21 protein-coding genes are annotated in these 20,058 nt (G+C 62.3%); 15 read left to right on the forward strand and 6 right to left on the reverse strand.

What is annotated here, in order from left to right; genetic code table 11:
• The first annotated feature begins 17 nt into the window (after window positions 1-17).
• Window positions 18-653, forward strand: coding sequence for an MFS transporter (locus D3250_RS02220; RefSeq protein WP_225973087.1), 636 nt, complete (start codon window positions 18-20; stop codon window positions 651-653).
• Here the strand turns inward: D3250_RS02220 and D3250_RS02225 are convergent.
• Window positions 610-1,791: a MalY/PatB family protein gene (locus D3250_RS02225; protein ID WP_119901712.1), complete on the reverse strand. Its 1,182-nt coding sequence runs from the start codon at window positions 1,789-1,791 to the stop codon at window positions 610-612. The two genes, D3250_RS02220 and D3250_RS02225, sit on opposite strands and share 44 nt — an antisense overlap.
• Window positions 1,792-1,852: 61 nt before the next feature.
• Here D3250_RS02225 and D3250_RS02230 point away from each other — a divergent pair, with 61 nt between their 5' ends.
• Complete coding sequence (locus tag D3250_RS02230; protein ID WP_119901713.1) at window positions 1,853-2,533, forward strand: TrmH family RNA methyltransferase; 681 nt, start codon at window positions 1,853-1,855, stop codon at window positions 2,531-2,533.
• 31 nt (window positions 2,534-2,564) lie between these two features.
• Here D3250_RS02230 and D3250_RS02235 read toward each other — a convergent pair whose 3' ends face one another.
• Window positions 2,565-2,861, reverse strand: coding sequence for an MGMT family protein (locus D3250_RS02235; protein ID WP_119901714.1), 297 nt, complete (start codon window positions 2,859-2,861; stop codon window positions 2,565-2,567).
• Between the two features lie 70 nt (window positions 2,862-2,931).
• Between D3250_RS02235 and D3250_RS02240 the strand changes: the two genes are divergently transcribed.
• Window positions 2,932-3,975, forward strand: a complete 1,044-nt coding sequence (locus tag D3250_RS02240; RefSeq protein ID WP_158583043.1) for a diacylglycerol/lipid kinase family protein — start codon at window positions 2,932-2,934, stop codon at window positions 3,973-3,975.
• 18 nt (window positions 3,976-3,993) lie between these two features.
• Here the strand turns inward: D3250_RS02240 and D3250_RS02245 are convergent, their stop codons facing one another.
• Window positions 3,994-4,650, reverse strand: a complete 657-nt coding sequence (locus tag D3250_RS02245) for a glutamate racemase (protein WP_119901716.1) — start codon at window positions 4,648-4,650, stop codon at window positions 3,994-3,996.
• A 186-nt stretch (window positions 4,651-4,836) separates the two neighbouring features.
• On the opposite strand from D3250_RS02245, the gene D3250_RS02250 reads away from it, so the two are divergent.
• From D3250_RS02250 to D3250_RS02310, 12 genes are all read left to right on the forward strand, one after another.
• The gene (locus D3250_RS02250) at window positions 4,837-5,589 is read left to right on the forward strand and encodes an AzlC family ABC transporter permease (protein ID WP_192892545.1); all 753 of its coding nucleotides are present in this window, start codon (window positions 4,837-4,839) and stop codon (window positions 5,587-5,589) included.
• Entirely contained in the window at window positions 5,586-5,897 is a 312-nt protein-coding gene (locus D3250_RS02255) for an AzlD domain-containing protein (protein ID WP_119901717.1), read from the forward strand. Before D3250_RS02250 ends, D3250_RS02255 begins: the two co-directional genes overlap by 4 nt.
• A gap of 247 nt (window positions 5,898-6,144) precedes the next feature.
• Complete coding sequence (gene fbaA, locus D3250_RS02260) at window positions 6,145-7,167, forward strand: class II fructose-bisphosphate aldolase (RefSeq protein ID WP_119901718.1); 1,023 nt, start codon at window positions 6,145-6,147, stop codon at window positions 7,165-7,167.
• A 29-nt stretch (window positions 7,168-7,196) separates the two neighbouring features.
• Window positions 7,197-7,994 (forward strand): HAD family hydrolase, encoded by a 798-nt coding sequence (locus tag D3250_RS02265; RefSeq protein WP_158583044.1) that lies wholly within the window; start codon window positions 7,197-7,199, stop codon window positions 7,992-7,994.
• A gap of 215 nt (window positions 7,995-8,209) precedes the next feature.
• Entirely contained in the window at window positions 8,210-9,301 is a 1,092-nt protein-coding gene (locus D3250_RS02270; protein ID WP_119901720.1) for a phosphate/phosphite/phosphonate ABC transporter substrate-binding protein, read from the forward strand.
• A gap of 93 nt (window positions 9,302-9,394) precedes the next feature.
• Entirely contained in the window at window positions 9,395-10,264 is an 870-nt protein-coding gene (gene phnC, locus D3250_RS02275; protein ID WP_119902251.1) for a phosphonate ABC transporter ATP-binding protein, read from the forward strand.
• Window positions 10,261-11,337 carry a PhnE/PtxC family ABC transporter permease gene (locus tag D3250_RS02285; RefSeq protein WP_158583045.1) on the forward strand — a complete coding sequence of 359 codons (1,077 nt, stop codon included), beginning with the start codon at window positions 10,261-10,263 and terminating at the stop codon, window positions 11,335-11,337. The genes phnC and D3250_RS02285 overlap by 4 nt, the downstream gene beginning before the upstream one ends.
• Window positions 11,334-12,515: a phosphonate ABC transporter, permease protein PhnE gene (gene phnE / locus D3250_RS02290; RefSeq protein WP_225973088.1), complete on the forward strand. Its 1,182-nt coding sequence runs from the start codon at window positions 11,334-11,336 to the stop codon at window positions 12,513-12,515. Before D3250_RS02285 ends, phnE begins: the two co-directional genes overlap by 4 nt.
• 44 nt (window positions 12,516-12,559) lie before the next feature.
• On the forward strand, window positions 12,560-12,985 hold the full coding sequence (locus tag D3250_RS02295; protein ID WP_119901723.1) for a DUF3151 domain-containing protein: 426 nt from the start codon (window positions 12,560-12,562) through the stop codon (window positions 12,983-12,985).
• On the forward strand, window positions 12,985-13,638 hold the full coding sequence (locus tag D3250_RS02300) for a thymidine kinase (protein WP_119901724.1): 654 nt from the start codon (window positions 12,985-12,987) through the stop codon (window positions 13,636-13,638). The genes D3250_RS02295 and D3250_RS02300 overlap by 1 nt, the downstream gene beginning before the upstream one ends.
• A gap of 257 nt (window positions 13,639-13,895) precedes the next feature.
• Window positions 13,896-15,182, forward strand: coding sequence for an adenylosuccinate synthase (locus tag D3250_RS02305; protein ID WP_119901725.1), 1,287 nt, complete (start codon window positions 13,896-13,898; stop codon window positions 15,180-15,182).
• A 36-nt stretch (window positions 15,183-15,218) separates the two neighbouring features.
• A complete protein-coding gene (locus D3250_RS02310; RefSeq protein ID WP_119901726.1) occupies window positions 15,219-16,112 on the forward strand; it encodes a PfkB family carbohydrate kinase in 894 nt (297 codons plus the stop codon).
• A gap of 3 nt (window positions 16,113-16,115) precedes the next feature.
• Here D3250_RS02310 and D3250_RS02315 read toward each other — a convergent pair whose 3' ends face one another.
• The 3 genes from D3250_RS02315 to D3250_RS02325 are packed head-to-tail and all read right to left on the reverse strand — an operon-like array spanning window position 16,116 to window position 20,054.
• Complete coding sequence (locus D3250_RS02315; protein ID WP_119901727.1) at window positions 16,116-16,655, reverse strand: CoA-binding protein; 540 nt, start codon at window positions 16,653-16,655, stop codon at window positions 16,116-16,118.
• Window positions 16,656-16,659: 4 nt separating this feature from the next.
• A complete protein-coding gene (locus tag D3250_RS02320) occupies window positions 16,660-17,955 on the reverse strand; it encodes an O-acetylhomoserine aminocarboxypropyltransferase/cysteine synthase family protein (protein WP_119901728.1) in 1,296 nt (431 codons plus the stop codon).
• A complete protein-coding gene (locus D3250_RS02325; RefSeq protein ID WP_119901729.1) occupies window positions 17,952-20,054 on the reverse strand; it encodes an acetate--CoA ligase in 2,103 nt (700 codons plus the stop codon). The genes D3250_RS02320 and D3250_RS02325 overlap by 4 nt, the downstream gene beginning before the upstream one ends.
• Window positions 20,055-20,058: the final 4 nt, after the last annotated feature.

The following is a 20,058-nucleotide window of genomic DNA, read 5'->3' on the forward strand; positions in this document are numbered from 1 at the left end:
GCGGATTCTGAGCCCGAGTGAATCAGGACCGCCCTGCGCTTCCGGTCATCCTGGCGGGGCTGTGCACCACGCAGATCGTCGCATGGGGAATCCTGTATTACGCGTTCCCCGTTCTCTCAGCACGCATAGCTGAAGACACCGGGTGGACCACCACTTCCGTCACGGTGGCGTACTCCGCGAGTCTGGTGGTCTCCGCGCTGCTAGGCATTCCGGTGGGAAAGATTCTGGATCGGAGTGGTCCACGACTGGTGATGACGGTCGGTTCGGTCCTGAGTGTGCTGGCCCGGCACATGTGGATTTACGGTCTGCTGGCTGTGAGTACGGCGGCCCTTGCGGTGGATGCCACCAACTCGGTGTGGCTGATCATGATTGCCATGGTCGCGGGCGTGGGAAGGGGCATCGCCACCCTGCTGAAGGCCACAGCCGTCCCCGATCGGTGGGGACCACGAGCATATGGGCGGCTGTCTGGAGTGTTCAGCGCCCCGGTGATGCTGGGTGCGGCCGTGGCTCCTGCGTTGGGTGCATGGCTGGCGGAGCTGCTGGGCAGTTGGGAGCTCATGTACCTGGTGTTGGCCGGCATGGGGGCCCTCGCCATGGTGGCGCTGCTGTTCAGCGTTCCAGAGAAGCGCCCAGGCGCTGGACGGCCTCGGTGAGGACCGCTTGGTTGGTGGCGAAATTCAGCCGCGCGCGACGCTCTCCGCCGGTGCCGAAAGCGTGTCCGGGGGTCAGTGCGAGGTTCGCCTCGGAGAGCAAGTGTTTAGCTGGGCCCATCAGCGGGGTCTCGGCTCCACCATTGGGCTCATCGTCAAACCCGTATGCGGAGAAGTCCAACCATGCCAGGTAGGTGGACTCCGGGGGAGAGGCCTTCACCTCAGGTGCGGCCTCGGCCAGAAGGCGCATCAGCAGCGCACGGTTGTCTTCCAACCCGGTGAGTGCGGCGTCGAGCCAGTCCTGACCTTCCGCGTAGGCGGCCGTCTGGGCGATGACTCCGGCATGGCTGGGACCCAGAGTCGTTTCTGGGGCCAGTTCGTTGAGCTCCGGGGCTGCCTCTGCGCCTGCGATCAGCAGTCCGGCTTTCAACCCGGCCAGGTTCCACGCTTTGGAGGCTGACATGACTGAGTAGCCGCGCGGGTCCACCGAGATGTAGGGGGTGAACGTCGCTTCAGAATAGACCAGCGGGGCGTGGATCTCGTCCGCGACGACGCGGACTCCGTAGTCAGCCGAGAGCTGGGCCAGTCGCTCCAGCTCCTTCTTGGTGTGCACCACTCCGGTGGGGTTGTGCGGATTGCAAAGCAGGTAGGCGGCCTGCCCGCCGGTGGTGCGCAGATTGAACGACTCCTCCAGCATGTCGAAGTCCAGTCGGCCGTCGGCGCCTAGGGGGGCCTCCACCACACGCCGCCCGGCGCTGACTGGGTGCGTGAAGAAGGGCGGATAGACCGGAGAGGACACGATCACGGTGTCCCAGAGTTCGCCGACCAGCTTGAGTGCCTCAACCACCCCTGTCATCACATCACGGACGGGACTGACCTGGTCTGCAGTGAGAGTCCAATCCCAACGTTGCTGCGCGAAGTGCAGGAACGCTTCCACATAGGGCGCGGTGTGCGGGTATCCGGTATCACCGAGGTCGATCATTTCCCGCAGCGCGTCCGCCACAGGCTCGGCCAGCGGGGTGTCCATCTCCGCTACCCACAGTGGCAGAACCTCGTCGCCGAAGGCCCGCCACTTCATAGATTTTCGGCGTCTCAGCTGGTCGAGACCCAGGATTTCCAGAGGATTCTGCACATGACCCATGCCATGAGCTTATCGAACTGAGCCCAATCGAGCAGATCCGCCACCGGAGTAGGGTGATCAGGTGGATCAGACCAGCTCAGAAAACGACGAGGCCGCGGGCGCAGGTGCCCGCCCCAATCCTGACATCGAGGGAGCAGAGCGTGAGGTGGGGGTCGGTCCCTGGGAGGGGCCGTGGCCGGAGGATGATCGTTTCGACCCGGAATTTCTCCGTCATGGGGACCGCCGCAATGTGATTGACCCCTACCGTTATTGGAGTCACGAGGCAATCGTGGCGGACTTGGATGCCAAGCGGCACGGCTTCCATGTGGCTATTGAGAACTGGCAGCACGATTTCAATATCGGCACAGTGGTTCGAACCGCTAACGCATTTCTCGCACAGGAAGTGCACATCATCGGCAAGAAGCGGTGGAACCGACGCGGCGCCATGGTGACAGATAAGTATCAGCACATCAGGCACCACGCGACAGTGGATGAGTTCCTGGCGTGGGCAAACACTGCCGGCGTCGTCGTCCTGGGTATTGATCTTTTTCCGGACTCAGTCCCGCTGGAGACATACCCACTGCCGGAGCGGTGTGTGCTGGTCTTCGGCCAGGAGGGCCCCGGGCTCAGTGATCCGATCAGGCGGGCGGCGCATGCGACCCTCTCGATCGCCCAGTTCGGCTCCACCCGTTCCATCAATGCGGGCGTGGCCGCGGGAATCGCAATGCATTCCTGGGTTCGGCAGCACGCCGCACCGCGGTAACCTCATGCGTTCGGGGGGTTCCGGCGAGAGACTATTCGCGATTCGGATCCCATCGATACCGCTTCAGATCGATCCGAAAGTCCACGGCAAGGACCCCTTCAGCGCGCAGACGCTCCAACTGTTCTGTGAGCAGATGTGGTGCCGGGACTCCGTTGGCACGAATGATCCGGTGCCAGGGTAGGTCGAAGCCATCCTCGCGCAGAATCCGTCCTACAATCCGGGGAGTGGCCAGGCCAGCGATTGCGGCAATGTCTCCGTAGGTCGCGACTCTGCCGGGTGGCACCGCGGCTACGAGGTCCCGCACCCGCTCATGAGTCTGTTCGTCCACAACAGCACCATAACGCAGCAAGTAATATCGTCAGACCCAACACATTGAGGGGGCGATTTCGAGTGTGGAGGTGACGAGTTCTGCGGACGGTGCCGGCAGGAGTGCCCGTCGTGTGCTGGTACTGCTGAATCCTGGTACTGGTCGCCAAACCTGGCTGCCGAGCACACTGAAGGACCTTCGTGCGCGCGGCGGCCCCAACCTGGGCTTGGTGGTCCCGGACCCGACTGACCAGGAAGAGCAGCTGCGCGAAGCCAAAGCTGTGGTGGAGCAGGGTGTCGACGCCGTGGTGGTCTTCGGGGGAGATGGAATGGTGGGGCTCGGCGTGAATCTGGTGGCCCAGCGGGAGATCCCGCTTGGAATCGTTCCCACTGGAAGCGGCAATGACTTTGCTCGGGCCGCGGACATCCCGCGGCGGCATGCACATGCGCTCCACCGGGTGCTACAGGCCCTGACACAGCATGAACTTCCGGTCCGGAGGGTCGATGCTATGCGGCTGAAGGTCTCGCGCGCCCGATCGAGCCAATCAGACACCGGCCCCAGCGCCGATTGTATCGAATCGGCCGATGTGCTGGAGCGGAACGACAACCCTGTCCGCGTCCTATGGGTCGCCAACTCGGTGAACATCGGTTTCGACGCGCAGGTCAATCAGCGGGCCAACGCCCAACGCAGGGTACCCCGGAAGTTGCGGTATCTCGTGGCTTTGGCCCAGGAGGTGCCGCAGTTCCGCGCTGTGGAGTTTGTGCTGCAGCTTGACTCCGGTCCGGGAGTGCGCCAGAAGTCTTCCCTTGTCTGCATTCAGAACGGCAGTTCGATCGGTGGAGGCATCCCACTGGCTCCTCGTGCAAGGATTGATGACGGCTGGGCCGAGGTTTCGCACATTGAGCCGCTGAGTCGCGCAGGGATGGTGACGCTTTTTCCGGTGTTGATGCTGCGGATGCATCGCTTGCTGAAGCCCCTAACCACTCGGCAAATCCGTCACGTCCGCGTTGAAGTCCCTCCGCAGGTGCCGGTCTTCGCTGACGGTGAGGAGCTTCACTCCGAACGGTCTTCCGTTGCAGTGGGCACCGTGGTGGAGGCCACGCTCATTCCCGGGGCGGTTCTGATTGTTGACTGAGTCGCGAGTACAGGGCGGTCAGTGACCTCTTATTGCTGAGGTGATGCGGCGGATTTGCGCAGCGATGGCATCAGAGGGCTCCAGCACCGTGACGTGAGAGCCAACAGCGCTTTCTACTTGGAGTTTGATCCAGTGGTAGTGGGTGCAGGCCAGTACCACGACATCCGCAGCCTCACGCTGCACAGCCCTGATGACCGGATCCAGATCCACCTGGTCGGCTCTTCGGGTCTCGATGATCTCGGCCCAGACCGAACAGTCCGGTTCGATTACGGTGATGCCTGCAGTCCAGTCCCGCTTCAAGCGCTGGTACCGCTGGCTAAGAAGGGTCGCTGGAGTTGCGCAGACCACGATTGTCTTCGACGCTGAGAGAGTGCTCGCCGGCTTGACCATGGGCTCCAGGCCTACAAAGGCAGTATTGGGGTAATCGACGCGCAGTCTGTCGATCGCCGCTGCGGTGGCTGTATTGCAGGCCAGGACGATCACTGCGCAGCGGGCGCTGAGCAAAGGTTGAATGGCCTGTTTGGTCAGCCGGTAGACCTCATCCTCCGAACGGCTGCCGTAGGGCACGTTGGGGTGATCGTGGGCGGTGACCACGTGGGCCTGCGGCAGCAGCTCGCGCAGCCTTGCGGCAACGGCCTCTCCGCCGATTCCGGAGTCGAACACACCTACATGCACAGGGGTACGCTAGCGCATCAGGCTGAGGGTCGGGGGGTTCAACCTTTCTGCCGCCGGGCATCCGACCTGAATTCGGCAATGACCGCGCAGTCCAGGTCCATTGAGGGTGTCTTTGTTGGGCATGTTGACCTTCCAGCCTCTTTGTCCGGGAACTTGGTCGGGCAGTATCTTCACTAATATTGCTGTGTGGGCAACGATGAGGAGGCGCTGTTTCGGTCCAGTCCGGCCGCGAAGACCGGGTTGGCGATTGCCGCGGCCATCTCCTTGTACGGCGTTTCGTTCGGCGCACTCTCGGTGGCGTCGGGGCTGACGCTTTGGCAAACCGTTGCGCTGAGCGCACTCATGTTCACTGGCGGTTCGCAGTTCGCGTTCATCGGGGTGGTGACAACGGGCGGGGCCCCGGCGTCGGCCTTTGGTGGTGCGACTCTGTTGAGTCTGCGCAACACCATCTACGCGGTCCAACTCAAGGCGCTGCTCAACCCCCGGGGTTTCAAGAAGTTGGTCGCTGCCCAGCTGACCATTGACGAGACGATGGCGACATCCACTGTGCAGGAAACTGCCGCTGAACAGCGGCGCGGTTTCTGGATCACCGGAATCGCGTGTTACCTCGGGTGGAACGTAGCCACGGTGGTCGGCGCCGTGCTGGGTGACTTCATCGCAGAACCTGAGGCACTGGGGCTCGACGGAGCCGTCGTCGCTGCCTTCTTGGGTCTACTCTGGCCGCGGTTGCGATCGCGTGAACCGTGGGCGCTCGCTGTGTTGGCGGCCCTGATCACCGTGATCATCATGCCTGTGGTGCCCGCAGGTGTACCAATCCTCGTGGCCGCTGCGGTGGCGGTGGGGTGGGGGCTCATTTCAGCTCGCAGGGAGCGCTTCAGCCCCTCGCCGAGGCGGCCCGGACTCCGCAAGTCCGCTGCTTGTGGAAGGAGTCATCGGTGAGTCTTTGGACATGGGTGCTGCTTGCCTGTGCCGTGGCCTACGCCACCAAGCTTGTTGGCTATCTGGTGCCGGGTAGCTGGCTCAGCCACCCGTTGGTGACGCGAATCTCGGGCACGATGACAGTCGCCCTGCTGGCCGCCCTGGTGGCGATGAACACCTTTTCCGAGGGTGCGGGGATTCTGTTCGACGCCCGTATCGGGGCCTTAGCTGCCGCCGCTGCAGCACTGCTCCTGCGCGCTCCTTTCATTGTGGTGGTCATCGCCGGGGCTGCTGCCGCCGCCGGACTGCGCCTGCTCGGGCTGCCGTAACGCAGACGGATGGCCCACGTCGAGGCGGCCGCCCACGTCCGTGGTGCCAGCTGTTGCGCAACCGTGGCATGTTCGATCGTCGCGCCTCAGAGTCGAGGACTCTGACAAGCTGCGCGGCCTGCCATAGGATGGAGGACAGCAGCGCTGCGACCTCACTTCTCCATGTCCGGCGGGCTCATGGCACCGCCCAGAGGGGAGGCCAGCTCGCCGCGCTGCGCCGTCAGACTCAACGTCGAAGGAGCTCAGCGTGGCCATTGCAACCCCTGACAAGTACAACCAAATGATCGACTCGGCCAAATCCGGTGGCTACGCCTACCCAGCGGTCAACGTCACCAGCTCCCAGACACTCAACGCAGCCCTCAAAGGATTTGCTGACGCCGAGTCAGACGGGATCATTCAGGTTTCCACCGGGGGAGCGGCCTACTGGTCGGGTCCCTTCATGAAAGACATGGTGGCTGGTTCGCTCGGTTTCGCCGCCTTCGCCAAGGAGGTCGCGAAGAACTACGGCGTGAATATTGCACTGCACACTGACCACTGCCCGCAGGACAAGCTGAATGACTTTGTCATCCCGCTGATGGAAGCCTCAGAAGCTGAAGTCAAAGCGGGCCGTGACCCAGTTTTCAACTCCCATATGTGGGACGGCTCCGCTGAGACCCTTGAAGAGAATCTCCGCATCGCCGCCGAGCTGCTGCCGCGCAGCGCCGCCGCCAAGCAGATCCTTGAAGTAGAGATCGGCACGGTCGGTGGGGAGGAGGATGGTGTGGAGAATGAGATCAACGAGAAGCTCTACACCACCGTCGACGACGCCATCGCCACCATCGAGGCCCTCGGCCTGGGGGAGAAAGGTCGGTACATCACGGCGCTGACTTTCGGCAATGTGCACGGAGTCTACAAGCCCGGAAACGTGAAGCTGCGTCCTGAGATTCTGAAAGACATTCAGGAGCAGACCTCGGTGAAGTACGGCAAGGAGAATCCCTTCGACCTTGTCTTCCACGGGGGCAGCGGCTCTACCGAGCAGGAGATCTCCGACGCGGTCAGCTACGGGGTCATTAAGATGAACATCGACACCGACACTCAGTACGCCTTCACCCGGCCGGTGGCTGACCACATGCTGAAAAATTATGACGGTGTGCTTAAAGTCGACGGTGAAGTCGGAAACAAGAAGACCTACGATCCGCGCGTTTGGGGCAAAGCCGCCGAGGAGAACATGGCTCACCGTGTGGTCGAAGCGGCGCAGCGTCTCGGTTCGGCCGGCCAATCCATCAAATAACCGGTCGAACTGGAGGCGAGACCTCAGCTGTGACATCGCACAGGCTGCTGCTGCTGGACTTCGACGGCACACTCTGCCTCGGGGACGACCCCGTCTTGGCCTATGCGGAACAGGTCGACGAACTCCTGGAGCAGCGCACCCAGGGCAGCACCCGGGAGCGGACGGTGCGGGAGGCGGTCACGGCCGCCTTCGCACAGAACCTCCTGTTGGTGGAGGATATTCAGTATGACGCCGCTGGCACCCCAGCTGCAGTCAGCACTGACCCGGCCCCGAGTGTCGGTAAGGCGCACCCGGTCAGCTGGCCCCTGCAGGACGGATACCAGCTGGTTCAGCTGTTGGCGACTCAGGCAGGACTGACCAATGAGGACACCGGCCTCGCTTTTCGGCAGGCGCGTCGGAACCTACTCGCAAAAGGCTTGGACAACACAGACGTGCACGCCCCACCCGAAGCTGCCGCCCTACTCAAGGAACTGCGCGGGTCCGGTCTGAGCGCCGTGTTGGCCACGAATGCTCCTGCGGAGGGTTTTGACGTGTGGCTGGAAGCACTGGGTCTGCAGAACAGCTTCGACGCGGTCATCAATTCTGCACAGAAACCGTTCGGTATGCCGCAGACGATTGAACAGGCTCGCCGCGCTGGTCCGCATCCGGTTCCCCAGACTGAAATTCTTTCTGTGGGGGACATCTGGGCCAATGACTTGGCTCATGTGGATGCATTGGGCGGAGCCACCGTACTCATTGATCGGTTCAGCACCGGTCTCGGTGATCCCGACCACCGAGTGTGGAGCTTCGAGCAGTCAGCACCGATCATTTTCCGCTGGGCCGGTTGAAGGCCCTCAAACCGGCTTCCCGGCTGCTGGAGGTTAACTCTGAATGACACCTGCCCGAAAAGCACGCTTTCAGGTTGTGGCCAGGTTCGGCGCAACTTAGAGTGAGGTGAGGCTTCCGGGCACTGCACCCGGAGACTGTTCCGGGCGGGGGCTGGTACGGCTTCGCCTCGGCACCCGCACCCGCACTTTGACTGATCTTCGAAGGAACCACCTACATGCGTATGAACACCAAGTCAGCCTTTGCGCTGGCCAGCGTCTTAACCCTCTCTCTCGCAGCCTGCGCCGGCGACCAGGACGATGTCACCGGCGATGATGACGACGACGATGTCACTGACGTGGATGATGCTGAAAATGGTGCCGACGGAGGCGACGACGGTGATGAGTCAGGTGAAGCTGCCGGTGAGATCGAATCCGTCGACTCCATCACCATTGGTCTGGTACCGGCCACTGACTCCGCTACTGAGGCTGAGGAGGAGAACGCCCAGGCTTTGGCAGAGCAGCTTTCTGAGGAGCTGGACGGCTTCCCCGTCGACATCTTCTTCGCCGACAGCTACCTGGGGGTCATCCAGGGAATGCAGTCAGGAGATGTGCAGCTGTTGATGTCCGGACCGATCGGCATGATTCAGGCCGAGGATGAGGCTGGCGGCACCCCTATCCTCCAGTCGCTGCGCTTTGGCTCCGACACGTATGTGACCCAGTGGTTCACCAATGATCCCGATACCTACTGCTTGGACGACGAACCCGTCGCTGACGAGGACGGCTTCCTGTTCTGCAACGGCATCCTCGACGAAGAGTCCGGTGAACTGGCCGATTACGGTCCCATGGGGGAAGAGGCCCTGGAACTCATTGAAGACGGGACCCCCATTGCCTTCGTGGAAGAAGGCTCCGCTTCCGGATTCTATTTCCCACAGACCCAGCTCAACGAGCTCGGCGTTGAGGTTGACGCCCAGTTTGCGGGAGGCCACGATCAAGCGGTCGAGGCGGTCTACAATGACGAATTCACCATCGGAACCTCCTTCGACGATGCGCGAGGAAACATCGTTGACGACAACCCGGATGTTGGGGAAGAACTTGTGGTCTTCGCCTGGGCGGGGCCAATCCCCAACGACGGCATTGTGGCCTCTGACGAGTTCACCGACGAAGAGCTCGAGCTGCTGGTCGACGCATGGCTGAGTTTCGCTGAGTCCGGTGACCTGGAGGAAGGTGACCCCCTCTATGACGTCTACGAGATCAATGGCCTGGTTCCCGCTGACGAGGAGGCGCTCGACGTCGCGCGCCAGGTCTATAACGACTTCGGCGACCAGTGACCCGGCCCCTGACCTGAGAGGAACTGCCAGCTCTCTGGGGTGGGCCTCCGGGCGCCCCTGGGACCGCACCGCAGAGAGCTGGACTTCGCCACTATGATCAAGTTTGAGAACGTCGACGTCGTCTACCCCAACGGGTTCAGGGGGCTCAACGACATCAACCTGGAAATCCATCAGGGCGAATTCGTGGCCATCATCGGACTCTCAGGGGCCGGAAAATCCACACTGATACGGGCAGTCAACGGACTTGTGCCCTATACCAATGGCACGCTGACCGTCGGTGACACCGTGGTGGACCCCAGGAACAAGTCCAAGCTGCGGAAGCTGCGCTCCAAAGTGGGTATGATCTTCCAGCAGTTCAACAACGTGGGGAGGATCAGTGTTCTCAACAACGTGCTCATCGGGCGCTCGGCCTTCACCCCCACCTGGCGCTCCCTCATCGGGTGGTACGGCAGCCACGACAGAGAAGTGGCCTTCCAGTCCCTGGAACGGGTTGGCATCGTGGAGAAGTCCTATAACCGGGCAGCAGCCCTGTCAGGCGGACAGCAGCAGCGTGTAGCTATCGCCCGAGTGCTGGCCCAAGACCCTGAGGTGATCCTGGCGGATGAACCGGTGGCCTCGCTGGACCCTCCCACGGCACGCAAAGTTCTGGGCGACCTGCGCACCATCCAGCGAGATTTGGGCATCACCTGTGTGGTGAATATGCACCACCTGGACCTCGCGCGAGACTACGCGGACCGGATCATCGGAATGCGCAACGGCGAGGTCGTATTTGACGGGGCAACGCAGGACGCCACGGAGGATGTGATCGCCGATGTTTACCAACGTCCACGCTCAGCCGACGACGCTACCCAAGTACAGGGGGGAGCCGGTTTGAGAGAAGACGCAGAGAATGCAACTGAAGCTGACCTCAACGGCCCCGTGACAGGTTCAGGCAACGACAGTGAGCGCAAGGACATTGCGTGAGCACAGCTGTCTCAAGGCGCTCGACTGCCCCAACACCTGCACAGGAGCGTAACCGCCCGAAGCCTCCCACCCCCCAAATCCCGCCCTACCTGGGTCTTGCAGTCTTGGCCGTTGCTGCCTTCTACTTCTTCTTCTGGACGTGGGAAGGCAACGCTGTCCTGTTCTTCCCACTTGGCGACACCCTCCTGTGGGTGCCTCGCGACCCGATGATCGGTCTGATCCTCATGTTGGTGGCGCTTCTGGTCTGTTGGAAGCTCCGGGTCAGCCCGATGGGAGCCTTCGGGGGTTTGGCGATCATCGCGATCACCTACTGGGCCGGTTCGAACATTCATTTCGTCGACCGCATTACGGAGGTACCTCGTCGGTTGACCGGCGGCAACACCCGTGATCAGCTGGTGGGTTATTTCAACCCAGACTGGACTTATCTCCTCTTTCACAATGTGGCCGGGACCTCCCGACCCATCTGGGGAGAGTGGCTGATCACTCTGTGCATGGCTGTGGTGGCGACAATCATCGGTTGTTTCATCGGGCTGCTGCTGGCCATGCTGGCCTCTCCCGTCTCTAGTCTGAACAGAGGCACCAGCCAGACTGTCAAAGCGATCAACTCGGTCGTGCGTTCCATTCCCGATGTCGGGTGGGCGCTACTGTTCGCCGCCTTTCTCGGCGGCACCGCCTACGGGCTCGGTGCCCTGGCGGCTGTTCTGGCGCTGATCATGTTCAACATCGGCATTGTGGCCAAACTGCTGAGTGAATCAATCGACGCAGTGCAGCCCGGACCGTTGGAGGCCGCCGATGCCGCCGGTGCCAACCTGATTCAGCGGGACCGTGTCGCTGTCCTTCCAGCCGTGATGCCCAGTTTCATCTCCTACAGTCTCTACGTCTTTGAACTCAACATTCGGGCTTCCGCAGCCCTGGGCGTGGTCGGCGTGGCAGGCATCGGGGGAGAGCTCAGTCGACAGATCGGACGTATGTCCCAAGGTTATGAAAACGTCGGAGCCATCCTGTGGGCCCTGGTGTTGGTGGTGCTCATGGTGGACCTGCTGTCGCTGTGGATTCGTAGGAGGCTGCTGTGAGCCACGGGTACAAAGTCGCGGCCGCATTGGTGGGCTCGGTGCTTCTGGCTGCCGGGGGCTTTCTGGTCACCTATTCCCCAGCAGCCGAGTCCTCGGACGTCTTTTCCCGAATGATGTGGGGAACAGTGATCGGGGCTGGCGCATTGGCGGCCGCCCTGGCCATCTATGGCCTGGCCTACTTGGGCACCAGAAAACAGCGAGCGGCAGAGCGGCAGCGCATCGTCGCTGGCCATAAACCGGGAGGCTACACCCCCGACCGCTTGGATATGCGTCCCATTAGGCCCGCCAAATTCTGGTACAACATGGCTCTGATACTCATCGGCGTTGTGTTCGTCTCATCAGCTGCAGGGACAGGCATGACGCTGAGCGCGCTGCTGGAGATGCCGGCCCGGGTCTGGGACTCTTCCCTCCAGATGATCGGCGGTGTGGCCCAGGTACCCGATGAGGACGCCCGGGGGGACTGGTCCTCAGCCTTCGACGCGATGCTCGAATCGGTCGCCATCGCGTGGATCGGAACTCTGGTCGGCGCGATCTTCTCGCTGCCCTGTGGCATCCTCGCCGCCCGGAACCTGACACCGCTCGGGACCTACATCCCTATGCGATTTCTCCTTTCTGTCATCCGTGCCGTGCCAGAGATCGTGTTCGCCGTCGCCATCTTTATACCGCTGCTCGGTGTGGGACCGGCTGAACGAGGTGGAGCCATGGCGGGCGCCTTCGCTCTGGGCATCAGCTCGATCGGAACGCTGTCGAAACTCATTTCGGAGTCTATCGAGGGAGTCGACCAGGGCCCGTTGGAGGCCTCCCGCGCCTCGGGTGCCAGTCATGTGCAGATGATCCGCTGGGCGGTTCTTCCGCAGGTCCTGCCAGAAGTGCTGGCCATCTGGCTGTACCGGTTTGAGGTCAATATCCGAGCCTCCGCCATCCTGGGGGCTCTCGGAGCTGGTGGTATCGGACGACTCATCAGCCCGCCCAATGGGCTCTTCGGTCAGCGACCCTACGACTGGGAAGCCATCGGGATCACCCTGTTTGTGATTATCGCCATCACCATGGTGGTGGATCAGGTTTCCGGGTTCGTTCGGCATCGAGTTATCCACGGCAAGACCGTGAGACGCCGGTCGAGGAGAAGGCCTGAGGCCTCCGCCCCACCAGAGGGACCGCCCAAAGCCGTAGCCGTCTGACCCCATCGCGTGCTCACGGTGCTGCCGCAGTTAGGATGAACCTCATGAGCATTCTCGGCAAGAACCTTATGGAACCGGAACCCACCCTGCTGCCGCCCGAGCCAGAGGTGGTCGAGTCCTTGGCGATGGGTGAGGAACCTGTTGACTTGGCAGCCCAGCACCCTACTTCGTCCTTGGTCTGGGCCCTTTTGGCCGAGGAGGCTCTGGACGCCGGTTATACCGTCGAGGGATACGCCTACGCCAGGGTGGGTTACCACCGCGGACTGGACACGTTACGGGCCAACGGCTGGCGCGGCCAGGGTCCGGTCCCTTGGGAGCACGAACCCAATCGAGGCTTCCTCCGCTCATTGGCCGCTCTGGGGCAGGCGGCTGTGGCCATCGGTGAAAGCGGCGAGGTCGAACGCATCGGCGCGCTGCTCAACGACTGTGATGCCACCGCTGCCGAGAAGATCAGCACCCTGCGGAGCTGATGGCGAAGCTGTACTTCCGTTACGGTGCGATGAACTCTGGCAAGTCCACCGGGCTGCTGCAGGCAGCATTCAACTACGAGGAGCGTAGCCAGCGGGTGCTGGTGGCCAAGCCGGGTGTGGACACAAAGGGAGATGATCAGATCGTCTCTCGCTTGGGAGTCTCCCGCTGTGCTGACTTCCTCATCGCGCCAGAGGCTGAGCTCAGGCCCCTGTACCATCGCCATGCCACAGCGGATCCCACCGGTACTCTGCTGGAAGGGTTGGGCGAGAGCGATTCCCCCACAGCCGCAGCAGAGGTCAAGCCCGTGGCCTGCCTGCTGGTGGATGAGGCACAGTTCCTCACCCCACCTCAGGTGGATGATCTCTTGCGCATCGCGGTTCTGGACGGAGTGCCAGTGCTCGCCTACGGCATCCGCACAGACTTCCGCACGCACGCCTTCCCCGGTTCGGCCCGCCTGATGGACCTTGCCCATGCGCTGGAAGAACTGAAAACCATCTGCAGCTGCGGACAGAAGGCGGTGTTCAACACTCGAAGGCAGGGGGACACTGTGCTCTTCGACGGTGATCAGATTGCCATCGACGGCTCCGATGTCTGGTACGAATCGCTCTGCGCCTCGTGCTACCTGGACCTCTCGGAAGGCAAACTGGGCTAGTTGCTCAGAGCATCACCGGCTGTCTGGCTTTCGCTTCCGGCCCAGGAATGCCTTGAGCATCCGGTACCCCAGCCAGAGCAGAACGACCTTTGGAAGCGCCAGCTTCGTCAGAATCCGCGTTTTGAATGCGATAATAATGAGCTTTTTGATAGCTGAGAACATGCCAAGAACGTTACTCAGGCGTCCTTGGCGCACGCTGGATGGACCGTTGGTAGACTCAGTGAGGCTCAACACCCGCCTCGGAAGGACTCCCGCTCATGCCAGCCATTGTCATTGTCGGTGCCCAGTGGGGTGACGAGGGGAAGGGCAAAGCAACTGACCTGCTCGGTTCCAGGGGGGACTACGTGGTCAAGCCCAACGGCGGCAATAACGCCGGGCACACTGTGGTCGTGGGGGGCGAAAAGTTCGAACTCAAGCTCCTGCCTGCCGGCATCCTGTCTCCCAACGCCACTCCGGTCATCGGCAACGGAGTCGTCGTCAACTTAGAGGCGCTCTTTGAGGAGATCGACGGGCTGGAGGTTCGCGGAGCCGACACCTCCAAATTGAGGATTAGCGCCAACGCACACCTTGTGGCCCCTTACCACCAGACAATGGACAAAGTCACCGAACGCTTCCTGGGCAAGCGCGCCATCGGCACCACCGGCCGCGGAATCGGCCCCACGTACATGGACAAAGTCGGGCGCTTGGGCATCCGAGTCCAGGACATCTTCGATGAGTCCATTCTCCGTCAGAAGATCGAAGGTGCCCTGCGGCAGAAGAACGAGCTGCTGGTGAAGCTCTACAACCGCCGCGACATTACGGTCGACGAGATCGCTGACTACTTCCTGGGCTTCGTCGACCGTCTGCGGCCAATGGTCGTGGACAGCACGATCCTGCTCAACGACGCCCTGGACCGTGGTGAGGTCGTACTGATGGAGGGTGGACAGGCTACTTACCTGGACGTGGACCACGGCACCTACCCATTCGTGACATCATCGAATCCCACCGCAGGTGGTGCCAGTGTCGGTTCAGGTATCGGGCCCACTCGTATCACCCGGTCTGTGGGCATCATCAAGGCGTACACCACCCGGGTAGGGGCGGGTCCGTTTCCCACGGAGCTGTTCGACAGCTGGGGAGAGTTCTTGCAGAAGACCGGTGGTGAGTTCGGAGTGAACACTGGTCGACCGCGCCGGTGCGGTTGGTACGACGCCGTCATGGCCCGGTATGCAGCTCGCATCAATGGGTTTACCGACTTCTTTCTGACCAAGTTGGATGTGCTCACCGGCATCGATCAGATCCCCGTCTGCGTAGCGTACGAAGTGGACGGTGTCCGCTACGATCAGATGCCGATGACGCAGACCTCGTTCCACCATGCCAAACCGATCTTCGAGAACTTTCCCGGCTGGACGGAGGACATCACCGGGGCGCGCACCCTGGAAGACCTCCCGCAGAACGCCCGAAACTATGTGCTCGCTCTGGAGAAGATGTCAGGCGCAACATTCTCCGCTATCGGTGTCGGGCCCGGGCGTGATCAGGTGATCCAGGTTCGCGACCTCATCAACTGAACCTTCGGGATTTCGCAGCAGAAAGGGACGACGCTGATGACGGAAGAGGCTTCGAAACTCTTGGTGTTCGGCTCTGTCAATCAAGACATCGTGCTTCGTGTATCAGAGTTCCCCGAGCCCGGTGAGACCGTCACCGCGCTTACCGTCTCCCGAGCCACCGGAGGCAAAGGCGCTAACCAGGCTGCCGCCGCCGCGCTTCAGGGGACGGTGACCCGCATGATCGGCGCCATCGGAGACGACTCTGGTGGCGCGGAGGCCAGGGCATCTCTGGAATCGGCGGGGGTGGACACTGCTCAGCTGTGGGTGTGCCCTGATGTGGGCACCGGCACCGCGTACATCAATGTGCGCACGGACGGGGAGAACACCATTGTGGTGGAATCCGGGGCCAACGCTGAGCTGAGCGGTCAAACCCCCGGCGATGACGTCTTCGCTGGCGCAGGGTGGCTCCTGCTGAGCCTTGAGGTGCCAGAGGGTGAAGCTCTGCGGTTCGCGGCTCGGGCGAAGGGGCGCGGGGTGAAGGTGGCGCTCAATGCCTCTCCCACACTCGCTGAGCCGCTCACTGAAGGTCTGGTCGACCTGCTGATCGTCAACGAGGTAGAGATCAGCGGCTTAGCCGGATTTGGATGGGAGCAGACTGCAGACCTTGCTACAGCGGTCGGAGTGGATTCGGTGGTCGTCACCCGTGGCGGGGCAGGCGTGCACCTGTACCGGCGGGGACAACCGGTCCTGCACGTCCCGGCTGAGCCAGCGAAGGTCGTGGACACCACCGGGTGCGGTGACGCGTTCGCCGGAGTCATGGTGGCTGCCCTGGCACGAGGCGCTGGGTACCAAGATGCGCTCAGCCAGGCGACGGGCTTCGCCGGCCGTGCAGCTGAGCATCCAGGCGCGATGGCCGCCTACTTCCAGATCTCGCCCACTGCGGGGCAGTGAGCCTCAGCGGTCCACAATCTGGCGCTTGGCGCTGATCACGCCGGTGTCGAAGCCTCCAAGGTGCAAGTTGCCGTGGAACCGGCCGTGCTCAATCTTGATGCACCTGTTCTGCACGGCATTCAGCCCCAAATCCGTTGCACGCTGCATCGCTTCATCAGACTCCAAGCCCAGCTGCACCCAGAGGGTCTTAGCACCGGCGTCAGCAGCCTCTTGGGCCAGCTCAGGCAGGTCCTCCGGTTTGCGGAAGGCGACCACCACATCTGGGGCCTCTGGGAGCTCAGCCAGCGAACCATAACCCGGTTGACCGAACACAGTCTTACCCACCAGACGTGGGTTGACGAAGTACAGCCGGTAGCTGGAGTCGGAGGCGAGGTAGGTCGCCACAAAATAGCTGGCACGGGACGGTTTGTCGCTCATTCCAATGATTGCCACCGAATCGGCGCTGCGCAGCAGCTGCAGTCGCCGGGCCGGACCGGGTTCCTCCCACACCCCGTGCTGGTGCTCGTTTGAAGTGGTCTCAGTGGCTGATGGCGTCGTCGTCATCTCTTCACTCTCCTTTGGTGGCGATCTCCAGGGCCTGATCCAGGTCCCAGATGATGTCTTCAACGTCCTCAAGTCCCACAGAAATCCTGATCAAATCGGCAGGAATTCCGCCAGCCTCCAACTGCGCCTCACTGAGCTGCTGGTGAGTGGTGGAGGCCGGGTGCAGGATGAGCGTGCGAGCATCGCCGACGTTGGCCAGGTGGCTGGCCATCTGCAGCGACTCGATGAACCGGACCCCATTGTCCCGCCCGCCAGCAATCCCGAAGCTGAAGACCGAGCTCACACCGTGCGGCAGCAGCTCCTTGGCCCGCTCATGGTGCCGGTGGCTGGGCAAACCGGAGAACTTCACATAGTCGACCCGTGGATCGGCCTCCAGCCATTCCGCCACTTGTTGAGCATTCTGGGTGTGCTCGGTCATGCGCTGCGGCAGCGTCTCCACACCCTGGATAAGTTGGAACGCGGCCTGCGGTGTCAAGCTCGGTCCGAAGTCGCGCAGCTGCTCGGCCCGCAGCTTGGTGAGGAAACCGTACTCGGCGAAGTTGCCCCACCACGAGAGACCCCCATAGGAGCCCACTGGCTCGGTCATCTGCGGGAACTTGCCGTTGTCCCAAGGGAACCGACCCGATTCCACGACGACGCCGCCCAGGGTGGTGCCGTGCCCGCCCAGGAACTTGGTCACCGAATGGGTCACGATGTCAGCCCCGTGTTCCAGGGGACGGAAGAGGTAAGGAGTGGTCAGCGTCGAATCAACCACCAGTGGTATCCCATGCTTGTGAGCCACTGCAGCCAGTCCCGGAAGGTCCACGACGTCGGAGGAGGGATTAGAGACCACTTCGGTGAAAACCAGTTTGGTGTTCTCCTGCAGCGCATTCTGGAAGTCTTCGGCCTCATCGGAGTTAACGAACGTGGTCTCAATGCCGAATCTGCGCAGTGAGACATCCAGCTGAGTGATGGTTCCGCCGTAGAGCTTGGAGCTGGCCACAATGTGATCGCCCTGCTGGCAGAGTGCCGCAAAGACCAGGAACTCTGCGCTCATGCCTGAGGCGGTCGCGACTGCGCCGATCCCACCCTCAAGGGAGGCCAGCCGCTCCTCGAGGGCAGCCACGGTTGGATTGCCGATGCGCGAGTAAATGTTGCCGTACTTCTGCAGTGCAAAGAGATTAGCGGCGTCGTCGGTGTCCTTGAATACGAAGGAGGTGGACTGGTGGATTGGGACTGCGCGGGTGCCGTAGGTGGCGTCGGGAACTGCACCGGCGTGCAATGCACGGGTGCGGAAACCGAATTGGTGGTCGCTGGTCATACTGATGTGTTCTCCTTCGCGGGTGCGGTTCTGCGAGTCTGACACATCTGTTTGATCTGCGGCACGCAGGGCTCGTTCTGAAGACTTGTGGTGTCACCGAGTGGTTCGCCGTCGTGCAGCTGAGTAAGCAGTCGCCGCATGATCTTCCCAGAGCGGGTCTTGGGCACCTCCGGCACCGGGATCACCGACCGGGGCTTGGCGACTGGGCCGATGGCCTGTCCCACGTGGTTTCGCAGCACGTGCAGCAGCTCTGATTCGGCTGCACTGTCCTGCTGGGTGCGCACGTAGGCCGCTTCGGTGAGCACCACGAACGCCACCGGCGCATGTCCGGAGGTGGCGTCATAGGCGGGAGCCACGCCGGCCTCCACCACATCCGGATGGCTGACCAGTGCGGATTCGATCTCAATGGTTGACAGCAGGTGCCCGGAGACATTGATCGCATCATCAGTCCGGCCCAGAATCCAGATGTCCCCGTCTGCATCGCGCTGCCCGGCGTCCCCGGCGAGGAACCACCCTTCATCGGCGTACTTCTCCCAATAGCTGGAGTAGTAACGCTGCGGATTGCCCCACACGGTGCGTGCCATGGACGGGCCGGTGCGAGTGATCACCACATGTCCCTGTTCCCCAGGAACCGTGGGTGCACCGTGATCGTTGACGACGTCCACTTGCCAACCGGGCATTTCCTGAGCCACGCTGCCGGGCTTGTGGCGAGTCGATTCAGGCCGTGGGCTCAGGACTGCGGACCCGGATTCAGATTGCCACCAGGTGTCGACCAGCGGCAGCGCCGGTTCCCCGTCAGGAGTGCGGGTCTCCCGGCCGATCTGCGTTCGGAGCCAGGTTGCAGCCTCAGGGTTGACAGCCTCGCCGACGGTGCCCGCGACGCGGAGGGAGCTCAGATCGAACTCTGCCGGGACCCCATCGGGGAACCAACCCATGAGGGAGCGCACCAAGGTCGGAGCGGTGTAATAACTGGTGACCCGGTGCTTCTGAATGATGTCAAAGTGCCGCCCGGCGTTTGGGACATTGGGCACGCCTTCGTAGATCACCTGGGTGGCGCCGGCCGCGAGTGGCCCGTATATCTCGTAGGTGTGGGCGGTGACCCAGGCGAGGTCTGCGGTGCACCAGTGAACATCATCTGCCCGACGGTCCGGGTTGGGGTGGGCGAAGAGGCGCAAGTGGCTGAACAACGCGCCTGTTAAATATCCCCCGGTGGTGTGCACCAGGCCTTTGGGCTTACCGGTGGTCCCCGATGTGTACATGATGAACAGGGGGGTTTCGGCGTCAAAGAACTGAGGTCGGTGCTCGGCTGAGGCGTTTCCGACAATGTCGTGCCACCACAAGTCACGACCCAGACCATCGCCGTTGAGGTCAGCATTGCTCCAGCTGACGGCGGAGCCGGTCCGGCGGACCACAAGGACGTGCTCCACTGTGCCTCCGGCCTCAGCAGTGAGACCGTCAACGGCGGCGTCGGCGTTGGACTTCACCGGCACAGCAGAGCCCCGTCGGTATTGGCCGTCGGTGGTGACCAGCAGCTTGGCCCCAGTGTCCTCTATACGGAACTTCAGCGCCTCGGCGGAAAACCCCCCGAAGACGAGCTGATGGACCGCGCCGATGCGGGCACACGCCAAAGTGATCACAATTGTCTCCACCAGCACCGGCAGGTATATCACCACGCGGTCTCCGGCTTCGATTCCGAGGCCTTCCAGAGCGTTAGCGGCCTGACTGACCCGTCGCTTCAGATCCGCGTATGTCACTGACTCCGCATCTCCGGGCTCACCTTCGAAGTGCAGGGCAACCTGATCGCCCCGGCCAGCGGTGATGTGTCTGTCGACGCAGTTCACCGCGGCGTTGAGCCGCCCCCCTTCGAACCAGCGGATTTCAGGTCCGCGGCGCTCCTCCTTCTGCGGCGGAGTCCACGAGTGTGTGGTGTGCCAGGGGGTGTGCCAATCCAACAGGCCGGCAGCCCGGTCCCAAAAGTCGAGTCGTTCGGCTTCAGACGATCGGGTCGTCGGTTCAACCCACTGATGGATATCCGCCGCAGCCGGGCCGGTGGAGGTCCTCAGGACAGACTTGTGCTCACCGGGGGAGAGGTCGCTCATGGAC

The sequence above is a fragment of the Nesterenkonia natronophila genome (genome assembly GCF_003595215.1).
Classification (GTDB): Bacteria; Actinomycetota; Actinomycetes; order Actinomycetales; family Micrococcaceae; genus Nesterenkonia; species Nesterenkonia natronophila.

Excerpts from the sequence above, each read along its gene's own strand:
- D3250_RS02270 (WP_119901720.1), top strand. The coding sequence starts at position 8,210 with ATGCGTATGAACACCAAGTCAGCCTTTGCGCTGGCCAGCGTCTTAACC.
- phnC (WP_119902251.1), top strand. The coding sequence starts at position 9,395 with ATGATCAAGTTTGAGAACGTCGACGTCGTCTACCCCAACGGGTTCAGG.
- D3250_RS02315 (WP_119901727.1), bottom strand. The coding sequence starts at position 16,655 with ATGACGACGACGCCATCAGCCACTGAGACCACTTCAAACGAGCACCAG.
- D3250_RS02320 (WP_119901728.1), bottom strand. The coding sequence starts at position 17,955 with ATGACCAGCGACCACCAATTCGGTTTCCGCACCCGTGCATTGCACGCC.
- D3250_RS02295 (WP_119901723.1), top strand. The coding sequence starts at position 12,560 with ATGAGCATTCTCGGCAAGAACCTTATGGAACCGGAACCCACCCTGCTG.
- D3250_RS02325 (WP_119901729.1), bottom strand. The coding sequence starts at position 20,054 with ATGAGCGACCTCTCCCCCGGTGAGCACAAGTCTGTCCTGAGGACCTCC.
- D3250_RS02300 (WP_119901724.1), top strand. The coding sequence starts at position 12,985 with ATGGCGAAGCTGTACTTCCGTTACGGTGCGATGAACTCTGGCAAGTCC.
- D3250_RS02305 (WP_119901725.1), top strand. The coding sequence starts at position 13,896 with ATGCCAGCCATTGTCATTGTCGGTGCCCAGTGGGGTGACGAGGGGAAG.
- D3250_RS02225 (WP_119901712.1), bottom strand. The coding sequence starts at position 1,791 with ATGGGTCATGTGCAGAATCCTCTGGAAATCCTGGGTCTCGACCAGCTG.
- D3250_RS02310 (WP_119901726.1), top strand. The coding sequence starts at position 15,219 with ATGACGGAAGAGGCTTCGAAACTCTTGGTGTTCGGCTCTGTCAATCAA.